This is a genomic window from Symbiopectobacterium sp. Eva_TO (assembly GCF_053848865.1).
The window spans coordinates 913916-928182 of the sequence record NZ_JBSPEY010000004.1; the positions used below are offsets into that span (position 1 = coordinate 913916).

Below are 14267 nucleotides of genomic sequence, written 5' to 3' on the forward strand. Positions count from 1 at the left end.
TCTGTTACCAACTGGCAATAAACTGGCGGAAACGAGCTGACTGGCTGGCAGTAAACATCTGTTCCGGCGTGCCTTGTTCTTCGATCTCACCCTGATGCAGGAACACCACGCGGTTAGAGACTTCACGCGCAAAGTCCATTTCATGGGTGACGACCAGCATGGTCATACCTTCATCGGCTAACTGGCGCATCACGCGCAGCACTTCTCCGACCAACTCAGGATCCAGCGCTGAGGTGGGTTCATCAAACAGCATCACCTTGGGTGACATGGCCAGCGCACGTGCAATCGCGGCACGCTGTTGCTGCCCACCAGAAAGGTGGGAAGGGTAGTAATGACGTTTATCCGCCAGCCCGACCTTCTCAAGCAACTGCTCTGCATGCTCTTTGGCGTCCTGTGGGGCGCGTTTCAGTACGTGGATCGGCGCTTCCATCACGTTTTCCAGTACGGTTTTGTGCGACCACAGATTGAAGTTTTGAAACACCATGCCAAGCTGGATTCGGATACGGTCGATTTGTTTCGAGCTGGCTGGACGGTTTTGACCTTGGCGATTCACTTTCATCGCGATGGTTTCGCCGCCCACAATAATTTCGCCCTGATCGGGGATTTCAAGCAGGTTGGTACAGCGCAGCAGGGTGGATTTGCCCGAGCCGGAAGAACCCAGAATCGAGACAACCTCGCCCTGACTGGCTTCAAATGAGATCCCTTTCAGGATTTCCAGTGAGCCGAAACGCTTGTGAATGTTGCGCAGGCTGATAGCGGCGGTACTCATGATGGGTTTCCTTTCATATTCTTAACTTCAGCCAGCGACTGCGGTGCGCGCAGATACGGCGTCATACGGTGTTCGACAAAAGCCAGCAGGCGGGTAAGCTCCAAATTGATCAGCAGATAAATGGCTCCCGCTACCAGAAACACTTCCAGTGCCCGGTAGGTTTCCGCAATCAAGCGTGCCGCGATGCCGGTGATTTTCATCAGCGTGATGATGGACGCAAGCGAGGTGGATTTGATCATGGAGATCAATTCGTTGCCGTAGGCAGGCAGGGCCTGGCGAATGGCGAGCGGAAACACGATGCGGGTAAATATTTTCCAGGATGGCATGCCACAGGCGCGCGCCGCTTCGATCTGCCCGGCGGGCACCGATAGCAAACCACCACGAATGATTTCGCTGGCGTAAGCGCCGGTGCAAAGCGTCAATGACAGTAGCGCACACCAGTATGGTTCGCGCAGTATTGGCCACAGCACGCTTTCTCGCACCCAACTGAATTGCCCTAAACCGTAGTAGATAAGGAACAACTGCACCAGTAGCGGTGTGCCACGAAAGAACAGTACATACAGGCGTGCGACCGATTGCAGCAGCCGGTTACCAGAAAGTTGCATCGCGGCCAGCGTCAAGGCTAAAAAGAAGCCGAGCAGCACCGATCCCACCGCGAGTTGGAGTGTGAGCGGTATGCCGGGAATAATCTCCAGGAAGGTTTCGTAGAAAAAAGTAGCGTCCATTACCGTCTAACACCTCGCGAATAGTGTGCCTCCGCGCGGCGCATCAGCCAGCCGGAAAAAATCGAAATCACCAGATAAATCATGGCGGCAGCCATGTAGAAATCAAATGGTTTGCCTGTGGAACCTGCGCCGGTCTGGGACTGGGTCAACAGTTCTGCCACGCCGGTTACCGACACTAGCGCCGAGGCTTTCAGCACCAGTTGCCAGACGTTGCCGAGCGCGGGAATGGCATGGCGCAGCAGCAGCAATCTTCCCCAGCCATTCTCACCAAAACTGATGAGTTGCCAAAATGTCATTTGTTCCACGTATTACTCCAATTTTCTTTTTGCAGGCATAGCTCCGCGCGCGGCCTGAACGCTGCTGGTGACCCTTGACCGGACTCCCTCGCATTAAGCAGAGAACGTGGTAATCAAAGCAATATTCAGGCCACGTTTTTATTATTGTTGAAACGATTAATTATGCATATAAATTGCTTATTAATCAGTATTTCATTTTATTGTTTTGGTGACTACTCACACTTTAGGGGGCGGTAGCAGCTGAAAACGCCGTATTGGCACCAACATGGTGCATTAAAATGCACTGAATTAGTGCGATGTGTGATTGTGGTGCGGTGTTCGCGCCTGGCTGTTACATGGTTAGCCTCTCGCGCAGGCTTACCGTCTCGACCATGATCGTCAAACTGGAGTGGTTGGCCGTTGTGCAGCACACCAAAAGTAGCGTCATTATCCTCGCGTATTGTGCGGATAATCCGAACCGTTGGTGATGTTGTTCACAGGCTTATGGGCATTTGCACAAATATTTGCACCGGATTTTCTGCATTTGAAAGAAATTGCCTAATGACTCACCAGGTTGTAACACCAATAATCAAAAATAATAAAACAATATTTTTATTTAATTAATACATCATTTCTTTTGTGATCGCGGTCTCAGTCGCACTGGCTGGGTAGCGATAGTACAAATCGGGTTTGTCGCTCGCCGTCGGCCTGAATGTTGTTTTTTCTATGTTATTGAATTTTAAGGTAGGTAATCGCGTGAAAATTGAATCCATTGATGTCACCGTTTTTACGTATCCCACTCGTCGCGTGTCCGACAGTGCGGGACATTCGCATCCAGGAGAAGAGAATCAGGCCAAGATGGCCCTCTTGACGCTGACCACCGACGATGGACATCAGGGCTATGCATTTGCACCACCCGAAGTGGTTCGTCCCCATATTATCAACGCGTTCTTCCGCAAGGTGCTGATCGGGCAGAACCCGTTTGACAGAGAACGTCTGTGGCAAGATCTGGTGCATTGGCAGCGCCAACCAACTGACCGATCGCGCCATCTCTATCGTGGAATCTGCGCTGTGGGATCTGCAAGGTCGCTTCCTGAATATGCCAGTACACAAACTGCTGGGCGGTTTTCGTGAAAAAGTGCCAGCTTACGGCAGCACCATGTGCGGCGATGAGCTGGAAGGCGGCCTTTCGACGCCGGAAGAGTACGGCCAGTTTGCCGAGAAACTGGTGGCGCGCGGCTATAAGGCGATCAAGTTGCACACCTGGATGCCGCCGGTATCCTTCGCACCCAGCCCGCAGATGGACGTTAAAGCCTGTGCTGCCGTGCGTGAAGCGGTAGGTCCAGATGTCTGCCTGATGCTGGATGGCTACCACTGGTACAGCCGTAGCGACGCGCTCTACATTGGCCGTGAATTGCAAAAACTGAACTTTACCTGGTTTGAAGAGCCGATGGAAGAGCAGAGCATGGCGTCCTACAGCTGGCTGACCAAGAGCCTGGATATCGACGTTATTGAGCCTGAAAGCCTGTCAGGCAAATACTTTAGCCGCGCCGACTGGGTGAAAGACACCTCGTTATACACATCTCTGTTCGTGCCTGAGCGCGCGTAGCGTTTCGGCGGCCGTCATGACTTTCTGCAAGCCTTTCCAGATAGTTTTTGCGCCTGGTTCACCGTCGCCTTTTCGAGCAAGAAAGCCTCCGAGTTGCGCAACTAAGCGCAATACTTCGTTTAGCTTAGGGCGGCCCTTGGGCATACGCTTGTTCATCAGTAGGTAAGCGCCATGAGTCTCGTCGGAATCAAAGAACAACATTGCGTCCAGCTCTGGACAGGTTCGTCCCATACGCATTAAATAGGCGATGCGCCATGCCACGATCATGAACAGCGCCAATGCCCGCTCAATGCGATCCACGGTCGATAACTGTAACGCTTCGACACAGCAGCCGTTCTTCAGCACATTGAAGAACATCTCGATTTCCCATCTAGCCCGATACCAGTCGATCAGCTCCACGATATCTTCTCGTCCTTCAGGTACGCGATTGCTCAGCAACCGCCACTCGACCGGCTTCACGCCTGCTGGCGGCTCAATTTCCTTGGCCATCACACAAGTCACTGCCAACCCGCAACGCAGCGACACTCGCTTCACGCGCAGCGCCTGTTTCACCGTACGCGCCTTCTGCCCCGCGCGAGCCGCCATAACGAATTGGATTTCTCCCACCGGCACGGTCTTTCCAACCTTCTGCCAAAGCTTCTCATTACAGTCCAGACTGCGATTATGAGTCGAGCGGATCAACCAGTCAGCCTGAGTGCCAAGGTCATCAGCGAGCTGCATCAACGCCTTGATATCCGCTTCGCGATCGGCTAAGTACACCAGACGTGTGTTTGGCAACTCCGAGGCGAGTTCAGCAACTCGCTCGTATCCCTCGAGCCAGCGCGTACTCTCCTTGAGCCCATCGCGTTTTCCGTCTGCATCCTTCGGCTCTCTTGCCCACATCCACGCATCCAGTACGCCCAACCCCACGCGATCCGGACTGACCGCGTAGGTCGGATGCAGGTACAGACCACGCCTGGCTTCGTAGTTCAAGGGACCCAAGCCTTGGATTTGCTGCCCGTTGAAGTCAAGCTCGGTAGTGTCTTGGATACACAGCACAACCTCGTGTTCTCGGATCCTTTCCTGCGTACGCTGCCAGTGAGGTTGCAGAATGTCTCGCCATTCGAATGCTTGGTTCTCCATGAAGCGGTAAGCACCCAGCGTCTCAGACCATCCGAGGCACGCATGCGGAATGCTGGCTTGCGGATTCTCAGCCAGCCGTATCAAAAGCCCTTTGGCACGCTTATTGAGCCTCGTGTCACCAAGATTTACCCCTTCCAGTTCTTGGTGTGCCCAGCCATCTGAATCCCGTGTCATTTTTCAGCGCCGTAAATGGCGATAGTACACGTCGGTTTCACTTCATTTACAACCCCACTGGCTGCCTATTTCAGCCCGCTAACCCTTGGCATATAAGGCGTTGCGGACTTGTGTATAACGAGGTGGGTGAAAGAGGGTGCCTGTGACATTCTGCGCGCGGGCGTGCAGGGCGTGGGTGGCCTTTCTCCGACCATGAAGGTCGCCGCATTGGCGGAAGCCTTTGGTATGGATTGTGAAATCCACGGTAATGGTGCACCGAATCTGAACGTGGTGGGTGCGATTAAAAACTGCCGTTGGTATGAACGCGGTCTGCTGCATCCTTTCCTGAACTATGAAGAGCCCGCCGCTTACCTCAACAGCATCATCGACCCGATGGATGACGACAGCTTTGTTCACCTGCCGCAGTGTCCAGGCCTGGGTGAAGACATCAACTTTGATTGGATCGAGGAGCATACTCTGAGTAAAGAATAACCGCAGTAATAATAATAAATAGCAGTAATAACAAAGTAGTACTGAAAGAAAGAGCCCTTACAAAATATACGTTTCGTCTTCCATTCTTCACACCTGGAGAAGTCTAATGAAAGCACGAGCAATAATCCGTACCCTGCTACTTAGCTGTTTCTGTATGGCCGCAACACCGGCCTTGCTGTCTGCAAAAACGCCCGACGATCAACTGATCGTCGGGATGAACATGAACAATATGCTATCCCTCGATCCCGCCGCGATGACCTGCAACGAGGTGGTCGGCATTATCGTCAACCTTTACGACTCGCTGGTCGAGCTCGATCCTGAAAACCTCAGCCGCGTGCTGCCTTCGCTGGCGAAAAGCTGGGAGATCAGCCCAGACAACAACCTAATCACCTTCCATTTGGTGGATAACGCCAAATTCTACTCCGGCAACCCGGTCACCGCCCATGATTTTGCCTGGTCGATGAAACGGTTGCTAACCCTCAACATGGCGCAGGCCACCACCTGGAAATCCTACGGCTTTACGGCAGAAAATGTCGAAAAGCTGATCCGCGCCAAAGATGACAAAACGGTGGAGATCGAACTGCCTAAACCGAACGATCCCAAGCTGGTGATCTATTCCCTTGCCACGCTCGGCAGCGGATCGGTGTTGGACAGTAAAACCGTAATGAAGAATGAGAAAAACGGTGACTGGGGTAACGGTTGGTTGACCACCAATGAAGCCGGTTCCGGTCCGTTCAAGCTGGACGTATGGCAGGCGAAAGACGTGCTGCGCGTGAACCGTGCCGACGGTTACTGGCGCGGTGATGCTAAAATGCGCCGGGTGATCTTCCGTCATATGACCGAATCTCAGGCGCTACGTCTGATGATCGAAAAGGGCGATATTGATGTGGCGACCGGTATGTCGGTGCCGGACATCAATGCCCTGAAAGCGAACCCGGATGTGAAAGTTGAAGAGGTGAAGAAAGGCACGCTCTATTACGTAGCCATGAGCCTGAAGAACGACGAATTCGCCAAGCCGAAAGTGCGTGAAGCGGTGCGCTACCTCATCGATTACGACGGTATCAACAAGACCGTGATGCCAGGCTATGGTTTCTACCACCAGCGCCCGATTCAGGCGGGAATGGATGCCACGCTGCCTAACCCCGGTTACAAGCTGGACGTGCCGAAGGCCAAGGCGCTGCTGGCGGAAGCGGGTTATCCGAACGGCTTTGAAACCACGCTGCGGGTGCTGTCCGATCAACCTTTCCTCAACCTGGCGACGTCGGTGCAATCCACTCTGGCGCAAGCCGGTATTCGAGTCAAGATCATTTCCGGCACCGGTAATCAGGTTTATGGCGCGATGCGCGATCGTAAATTCGATATGCTGGTCGGACGCGGTGGCGGCGGGGTTGATCCCCATCCGCACTCAAGCCTGCGCTCAGTGGTGTATAACCCGGATAACAGCGATGAAGCCAAACTCACCAACTTCCAGGGGTGGAGAACCTCTTTCTACGATGCGCAACTGAACGAAATGATCGATCAGGCGCTGCTGGAGAAAGATCCCGCCAGGCAGAAGCAGCGCTATGCCGAGATACAGAACCGCTATGAGGTGTATTAGTCGCGACTTGATCTGACACTGAACCTTGAAAGGTTGAGAGTTACCGGTTTTGATATGGGTGTCGAATCCTTATACAAAACACGAGGTAACTCTCATGCTTCATACTAACAATCCCATCATCAAACACAAAGCCGGCCTGCTCAATCTCGCCGAAGAACTCGGTAACGTATCAAAAGCCTGTAAAATCATGGGGGTGTCACGCGACACGTTTTATAGCTATCAGGAACTGGCGGCAGAAGGCGGCATTGACGCTCTGGTTAACCAAAACCGCCGGGTTCCCAACCTGAAAAACCGTGCTGATGAAGCCACTGAACGTGCGGTTGTTGATTACGCCATTGAGTTCCCGGCTCATGGCCAGCACCGGACCAGTAATGAGCTGCGTAAAAAAGGCGTCTTCATTTCTGGCAGCGGTGTGCGCTCCATCTGGCAACGACACGATCTGGAAAACTTTCGTAAGCGCCTGAAGGCACTTGAGGAAAAAGTTGCCAGAGAAGGCATCGTACTTACTGATGCTCAAATCGCTGCACTGGAGAAGAAGGCGCACGACGACTGTAGTGGCACACTGATACTGGCCACCTGATCGGAGGTGATATGCTCACCTCATCAACACGACAGGTGACCTCATGGGTAAACATTTTACGGCGGAATTTAAGCTCGAAGCCGCAAAGCTGGTTGTCGACCACGGCTACACATACGTTAAGGCCGCAGAGGCGGTTAATGTCAGCCATTCTGCCATTAGTCGCTGGGTCAATAAGCTTCGCCTTGAACGACAGGGAAAAACGCCAACGGGACTTCCTCTTACCCCTGAACAGCTCGAGCTGCGTGAGATGAAGAAAAAAGTCCAATGCCTTGAAATGGAGAACGAAATCCTAAAAAAGGCTACGGCGCTCTTAATGTCGGACTCACTCAACGGTTCACGGTAGTCGACAGGCTGAGGGCGCGATACCCGGTCACGGCGTTGTGCCAAACTTTTGAGGTACATCGCAGCAGCTACAGGCACTGGCAGGCTTCCGCTAATGAACCCGACGGTGAGCGCGTGGTTAAGTGTCGCCGCGTCATGGAAGCCTGGAACGCCAGCGGCGGCTCTGCCGGCGCTCGAAGTATCGCGACCATCGTCACCGGCAGCTCCGGTGTCAAAATGGGGCGCTGGCTGGCTGGCAAGCTGATGAAGGAGCTGGGTATCGCCAGCTGCCAGCGACCGGCTCACAAATACAAACGCGGCGGCAATGAACACGTTGAAATACCGAACTATCTCAACCGCCAGTTCGCGGTTACCGCGCCGGATCAGGTCTGGTGCGGCGATGTGACCTACATCTGGACGGGCAAATGCTGGGCTTACCTTGCGGTGGTGCTAGATCTGTTCGCCCGCAAACCGGTGGGCTGGGCCATGTCGACGTCGCCGGACTCGGCGCTGACAGTTAAAGCGTTGCAGATGGCCTGGGAACTCCGGGGACAACCAACAGGAGCCATGTTCCACAGCGACCAGGGCAGCCACTATACCAGCCGTCAATACCGGCAAGCCCTGTGGCGCTGCCGGATAAAGCAGAGTATGAGTCGGCGGGGTAACTGCTGGGATAATGCGCCAATGGAGCGGTTCTTCCGCAGCCTGAAGACAGAATGGGTGCCGACAAAGGGTTACAACAGCTTCAGCGAAGCCCAGGACGCGATTATCCGCTACATCACGGGGTATTACAGCGCTATCCGGCCTCACTGGTATAACGGCGGCTTAACTCCAAACGAATCTGAGCGACTGTTCTACATACAGTCTAATGCGGTGGCCAATATTAGTTGACCACTACAGACGAAGCCTGTGGTGAAATAGAGACTGCTCACCCGGGTTATCTGGGGTCGCAGGACACCTTCTACGTGGGTAATCTGAAAGGTGTTGGCCGTATCTACCAGCAGACGTTCGTGGATACGTACTCGAAAGTGGCGCACTGCAAGCTTTACACGAGTAAAGCACCGATCTCTGCCGCCGACCTGCTCAATGATCGCGTGCTGCCGTTCTACGAAGCTCAGGGGCTGCCAATGCTAAGAATACTGACGGACAGGGGGACGGAGTACTGCGGTAAAGTGGAACAACATGACTATCAGCTGTACTTGGCTATCAACGATATAGACCATACGAAAACGAAAGCGATGTCTCCGCAGACAAACGGTATCTGCGAGCGCTTCCATAAAACTATTTTGCAGGATTTTTATCAGGTTGCGTTCCGTAAGAAGTTATACGAGGACCTAGAAAGTCTACAAAAGGATCTGGACAACTGGTTGTGGCATTACAATAATGAGCGAACTCATCAGGGTAAAATGTGCTGCGGGCGTACGCCAATGGCCACGTTACTTGATGGTAAACGAGTCTGGGCAGAAAAAAATCTGAACCAGATTTAATCTGACAGACACCTGTATAAATAACCGGTAATTGTCAGATCAGGTCTGAGCTAATATAACTAACTGGCCCTCCTATAACAAGGCCCTCAAGCAGCGCGGTTCTCTAACCGTATGGCTAGATGAATCAGCCATTGCTGCATGGACGGAAAAAACGACTACTGAACGGCGTGGACGACCGCTCCACTACTCAGATATGGCCATCACCACAGTCCTGATGATGAAACGCGTGTTTGGCCTAATGAGATGGTCACCCCCACCCTGTGAGCGGTACGCTGACAGGGTGTTTCTTTATGGAGAAGGCCATCATGCAAAACGTCACGCTTATTGGTATCGATCTCGGCAAACATTCTTTTCACATTCATTGCCAGGATAAATCAGGCAAGGCATTACTGCGGAAAAAGTTTACCCGCACCAAACTCATCGAGTTTCTGGCTACGTGTACACCTACTACCGTTGTAATGGAAGCCTGCGCCGGTGCCCATTTTATGGCTCGTCGGATCAGTGAGCTGGGGCATGAAGTAAAGTTGATCTCTCCGCAGTTTGTCCGCCCTTTTGTCAAGAGCAACAAGAACGATTTCGTTGATGCCGAAGCAATATGCGAAGCCGGATCACGCCCTTCCATGCGGTTTGTGCAGCCAAGAACTGAGGCTCAGCAGGCTATGCGAGCCTTGCATCGCGTCAGGGAGTCGTTGGTCAGAGACAACGTTAAAACGACTAACCAAATGCATGCTTTTTTACTGGAGTTTGGTATCAGCATGCCGAAAGGTATTGCGGTAATCAAAAGGCTTTCAGCTGTTCTGGCTGATAATGACTTGCCACCTTATCTGGCACAGTTGCTGCTTCGATTACACGATCATTACCAATATTTGGTTGGGCAGATAGCAGAGCTCGAAAGAGAACTTGGGCAGGCACTCTCTCTAGATGAAACTGGCCAGCATTTAATGACCATCCCTGGTGTTGGACCGATAACAGCCAGCGTTTTGTCATCACAGTTAGGCGATGGCAAGCAATATGAAAACAGTCGTAATTTTGCCGCTTCCACCGGTCTTGTACCCCGCCAATACAGTACTGGAGGGAAGAATACTCTGCTGGGTATTAGCAAGCGTGGAGATAAAAACCTTCGCCGATTGCTTGTTCAATGTGCGCGGGTATTTATCCTAAGAATTGACCATCAATCAGGGAGATTAGCTGATTGGGTAAGGTCTCAGTTGGGCAGGAAACATTCTTGCGTTGTGTGCTGTGCATTAGCAAATAAATTAGCTCGAATAGCTTGGGGCAATAACGACACGAAATACCGTGTTTGAACAGTAATGCTGGTCTAACAGTCAGCAATTTAACGAAATTACCCATCTGGTTTTGCGAAGACTGATTATTGATGACATGAACGGCCTGACGGCCTGATATAAAACCAAAAAATGAAAATGGCTCAATGAAGCCGATGGTCTTTTTAGGAATATCAGGTGCGAAACTCATCGTGGCGCGGGCATCCTTGGCCATAAAGACGCCGGATAGATTTAAGCAAGCCCACCATTAATCAAAGATCAGTGTTGCAAAAATGGGGGTGACCATAGATTCATTGAGGGCTTTACAGGGTTTTGTTGACTCGATTTTTAAACTGATTAAATTGTCGCTGCATTGTCCAGACTATTCGCTGCTCAGCAAGCGAGCAAAGACAGTGAACATCAGCATAAAAACGCCAACCCGTGGTGAAATCTCACATCTGGTCATTGATGGAACCGGCCTGAAGGTCTTTGGCGAAGGCGAATGGAAAGTCCGGCAGCATGGTGCTGACAGACGCAGGGTGTGGCGTAAGCTGCATCTGGCAGTAGACAGTGCGACGCATGAGATTATCTGTGCGGATTTGTCGCTCAGTGGTACGACTGATGCCCAGGCTCTACCGGCACTGATAAACCAGACCCACCGGAAAATCAGAGAGGCATCGGCTGACGGCGCTTACGATACAGGTTACTGCCATGATGCTCTGCTGAGGAAGAAAATAAGGCCGCTTATCCCGCCGCGAAGGGGGGCGCAATATTGGCCGGACCACTACCACGAGCGTAACCACGCTGTTGCAAATCAGCGCCTGAGCGGCAGCAACGATACCTGGAAAAAGAAAGTGGGCTATCACCGACGCTCAGTGGCTGAAACGGCCATGTTCCGGTTCAAAACGCTTCTGGGTGGTCATCTAAGTCTGCGTGACTACGATGCTCAGGTGGGTGAAGCCATGGCGATGGTCAAAGCGCTTAACCGGATCACGCTATTAGGAATGCCGAACAGTATTCGCATCACGTAACAATCGACCTGGGGCACAGTCGTTACAAGTTCTGATTTATTCAACAAAGCCGCAGAGTACATGAACGCAAACGCACACGCGGCGGAAATTGAAATTGCATGGTATAACGATTTATTCAAAAAGATCTTTAACAACAATTAATTACATCACGATTAAAAGATAGAAATACTGGCGCATATCTTATTTATTGATATCAACGCCAGAAGTATCAAAGCGGGCTCGCAGTGGATGTCTCCCATCGGAGTAGAAAATCACATTAACAAGATGGTAATGCCTTCAAATAGTTGGCTTTTGTGATATTCTGCCGCTATTTGAGGTTTCCACGTGGTTACTGTTTTTGTTCATTGCCCTCGCTGCCATTCAGATAAAGTTTATCGACATGGCCTTAGTCCAACTAAGCGCGAACGCTTCCGGTGTCAGTGCTGTCGCCGTGTATTCCAGCTTACCTACCGCTATGAAGCGCGAAAGCCGGGAGTCAAAGAGCAGATCGTTGATATGGCCTTCAACGGTGCCGGTGTTCGCGATACCGCCAGAACGTTGAAAATCGGCATCAATACGGTCATCCGGGCTTTAAAAAGCTCTCGCCCCGCAGGATAACGTCTTCTCCCGTTGCTCACGCCGACGTCGCCCTTATCTGTGAACTTGATGAGCAATGGAGCTTCGTTGGCAGTCAGGCGCTACAGCACTGGCTCTGGTACGCTTACAATACCAAAACGGGCGGTGTTCTGGCCTACACTTTTGGCCCCCGAACCGATGAGACCTGCCGTGAATTGCTGGCTCTGTTGACACCGTTCAACATCGGCATGATTACCAGTGACAACTGGGGCAGCTATGCAAGAGAGGTTCCGAAGCAGAAACATCTGACTGGCAAGATCTTCACGCAACGCATAGAGCGCAATAACCTGACGCTCCGTACCCGCATTAAACGACTGGCGCGTAAAACGATTTGCTTCTCGCGCTCCGTCGAGATCCACGAAAAAGTCATCGGAGTCTTCATCGAAAAACACATGTTCTACTAATTGGAGTCATTACCCAAGAAAGAATCCTTACCTTTATTGACTTTCTCCTTGAGGTGATTGCCACACTGCCGCAAAAAGATCAAATGGATATCACCAACAAATACATGAACGAGGTTTTGATAAAGTACCCATCTCCCGTACTGTGGTATTATTATTTTGATTTGATCAAATCGCACAGTAAAATCCCGGAAAGCAAAAAAAGCCAGTTTCAAACCATCCGAGGCTACGAAGAACGAGTCGATAACTTTTACAACGACAGCAAAGGTATCGATAAAAACTACATTGACTTAAAAAGCAGTGTGCTCTATTCCCTTTTCTATGCGTATCACATCAGAAACGGGAACAAAAGCGATGCGGATAGAAATTATGATAAGGTCAATAGACCCTGTACATAAATTTGTGTAATTGCCTGATTTTGATATGTTCAATCCAACATCAAAAACAGGTTAATTTATGGACGAAAAACAGTTGCAGGCTCTGGCTAACGAACTGGCCAAAAATCTCAAAACCCCTGACGATCTCAGCCAATTCGATCGCCTGCTGAAGAAAATCAGCGTTGAGGCTGCTCTCAACGCCGAAATGTCCCACCATCTGGGCTACGATAAAAATCAGCCCAAACCGGGGGCCAACTCCCGCAACGGCTATTCCACAAACACCGTGACCACCGGCGATGGCCCTCTGGCACTACGTACTCCGCGCGATCGTGATGGCTCCTTCGAACCACAACTGGTGAAGAAAAACCAGACCCGGATCACCGGGATGGATAACCAAATCCTGTCCCTGTACGCCAGAGGGATGACCACCCGCGAGATAGCGTCTGCGTTCAACGAGCTGTATGATGCGGATGTCTCACCGGCGCTGGTCTCGAAGGTCACCGACGCCGTGATGGAACAGGTTACTGAATGGCAAAATCGTCCACTGGATGCAGTCTATCCCATTGTTTACCTTGACTGTATCATCCTGAAGGTCCGGCAGGACAGTCGCGTCATCAATAAATCCGTGTTCCTGGCACTGGGTATCAACATCGAGGGCCAGAAAGAACTGCTGGGTATGTGGCTGGCCGAAAACGAGGGCGCGAAGTTCTGGCTCAATTTGCTGACAGAACTAAAAAACCGCGGCCTGAACGATATCCTCATCGCCTGTGTCGACGGTCTGAAAGGCTTCCCGGACGCCATCAACCCGGTGTATCCGGAAGCCCGCATCCAGCTGTGCATCGTGCACATGGTACGCAACAGCCTGAGGTTCGTCTCTTGGAAGGACTACAAAGTCGTCACACGCGACCTGAAAGCCATCTATCAGGCCGCTACGGAAGAAGCAGGCCAGCAGGCGCTGGAAGCATTCGCCAGCGCATGGGACAGCCGCTATCCACAGATAAGCCGGAGCTGGCAGACGAACTGGAGCAATCTGGCAACGTTCTTCGCTTACCCGGCAGATATCCGCAAAGTCATCGACACAACCAACGCCATCGAGTCGCTGAACAGTGTGATCCGGCATGCGATTAAAAAACGCAAGGTGTTCCCGACTGACGACGCAGTGAAAAAGGTGGTGTGGCTGGCAATCCAGTCGGCCTCACAGAAATGGACGATGCCACTGCGGGACTGGCGTATGGCAATGAGCCGTTTTATTATCGAGTTCGGTGACCGACTGGACGGTCACTACTGAGAAAGGCATTTACACAGAATCATGTACAGGGTCGGTCAATACGCTATTAAATGAGAATCCGACCGCGAAAGTGCTGTTTTATAAAATAGCAACGAAAACCAACGGTGAATCCCAGTCATCGCCCCGAAAACCCCCACTAAGTGCGTATCCGTTACAATGCGAA

The 14267-nt window shown here is 51.7% G+C and carries 7 protein-coding genes and 9 pseudogenes; 12 read left to right on the plus strand and 4 right to left on the minus strand.

Annotated elements, in window-relative coordinates; genetic code table 11:
• Positions 1-4: 4 nt before the first annotated feature.
• The 3 genes and pseudogenes from ACWWJF_RS06745 to ACWWJF_RS06755 form a co-directional block, all read right to left on the minus strand.
• Positions 5-769, minus strand: coding sequence for an ABC transporter ATP-binding protein (locus tag ACWWJF_RS06745; protein ID WP_455869023.1), 765 nt, complete (start codon positions 767-769; stop codon positions 5-7).
• Complete coding sequence (locus ACWWJF_RS06750) at positions 766-1494, minus strand: ABC transporter permease (protein WP_455869024.1); 729 nt, start codon at positions 1492-1494, stop codon at positions 766-768. Before ACWWJF_RS06750 ends, ACWWJF_RS06745 begins: the two co-directional genes overlap by 4 nt.
• A pseudogene (locus tag ACWWJF_RS06755) lies at positions 1494-1739 on the minus strand (ABC transporter permease); the annotation flags it as partial. The gene ACWWJF_RS06750 and the pseudogene ACWWJF_RS06755, both read right to left, overlap by 1 nt.
• A gap of 786 nt (positions 1740-2525) precedes the next feature.
• On the opposite strand from ACWWJF_RS06755, the pseudogene ACWWJF_RS06760 reads away from it, so the two are divergent.
• Positions 2526-3336, plus strand: a pseudogene (locus tag ACWWJF_RS06760) (enolase C-terminal domain-like protein); the annotation flags it as partial.
• A 6-nt stretch (positions 3337-3342) separates the two neighbouring features.
• Here ACWWJF_RS06760 and ACWWJF_RS06765 read toward each other — a convergent pair.
• Complete coding sequence (locus tag ACWWJF_RS06765; protein WP_455869025.1) at positions 3343-4674, minus strand: IS4 family transposase; 1332 nt, start codon at positions 4672-4674, stop codon at positions 3343-3345.
• Between the two features lie 123 nt (positions 4675-4797).
• Here ACWWJF_RS06765 and ACWWJF_RS06770 point away from each other — a divergent pair.
• The 11 genes and pseudogenes from ACWWJF_RS06770 to ACWWJF_RS06820 all read left to right on the plus strand — a co-directional run.
• Positions 4798-5145: pseudogene (locus ACWWJF_RS06770) on the plus strand (enolase C-terminal domain-like protein); the annotation flags it as partial.
• Positions 5146-5299: 154 nt separating this feature from the next.
• A pseudogene (locus ACWWJF_RS06775) lies at positions 5300-6733 on the plus strand (ABC transporter substrate-binding protein); the annotation flags it as partial.
• A gap of 103 nt (positions 6734-6836) precedes the next feature.
• A pseudogene (locus ACWWJF_RS06780) lies at positions 6837-7292 on the plus strand (helix-turn-helix domain-containing protein); the annotation flags it as partial.
• 73 nt (positions 7293-7365) lie between these two features.
• Positions 7366-8534 (plus strand): IS3 family transposase gene (locus ACWWJF_RS06785; protein ID WP_455869026.1). Its coding sequence is split into 2 segments (ribosomal slippage): positions 7366-7621 and positions 7621-8534, totalling 1170 coding nucleotides; the frame shifts between segments, so codons are not numbered across the junction.
• 8 nt (positions 8535-8542) lie between these two features.
• A pseudogene (locus ACWWJF_RS06790) lies at positions 8543-9130 on the plus strand (integrase core domain-containing protein); the annotation flags it as partial.
• A 55-nt stretch (positions 9131-9185) separates the two neighbouring features.
• A pseudogene (locus ACWWJF_RS06795) lies at positions 9186-9368 on the plus strand (transposase); the annotation flags it as partial.
• A 67-nt stretch (positions 9369-9435) separates the two neighbouring features.
• A pseudogene (locus ACWWJF_RS06800) lies at positions 9436-10441 on the plus strand (IS110 family RNA-guided transposase).
• Between the two features lie 265 nt (positions 10442-10706).
• Positions 10707-11423, plus strand: a pseudogene (locus ACWWJF_RS06805) (IS5 family transposase); the annotation flags it as partial.
• Between the two features lie 324 nt (positions 11424-11747).
• Positions 11748-12442, plus strand: a protein-coding gene (locus ACWWJF_RS06810) for an IS1 family transposase (RefSeq protein WP_455869027.1) whose coding sequence is annotated in 2 segments (ribosomal slippage) — positions 11748-11991 and positions 11991-12442 — 696 coding nt in all. Because the reading frame shifts where the segments join, the coding sequence is not laid out codon by codon here.
• A gap of 83 nt (positions 12443-12525) precedes the next feature.
• Positions 12526-12837 carry a hypothetical protein gene (locus ACWWJF_RS06815; protein WP_455869028.1) on the plus strand — a complete coding sequence of 104 codons (312 nt, stop codon included), beginning with the start codon at positions 12526-12528 and terminating at the stop codon, positions 12835-12837.
• A gap of 58 nt (positions 12838-12895) precedes the next feature.
• Positions 12896-14104: an IS256 family transposase gene (locus ACWWJF_RS06820; protein WP_455869029.1), complete on the plus strand. Its 1209-nt coding sequence runs from the start codon at positions 12896-12898 to the stop codon at positions 14102-14104.
• Positions 14105-14267 lie beyond the last annotated feature (163 nt).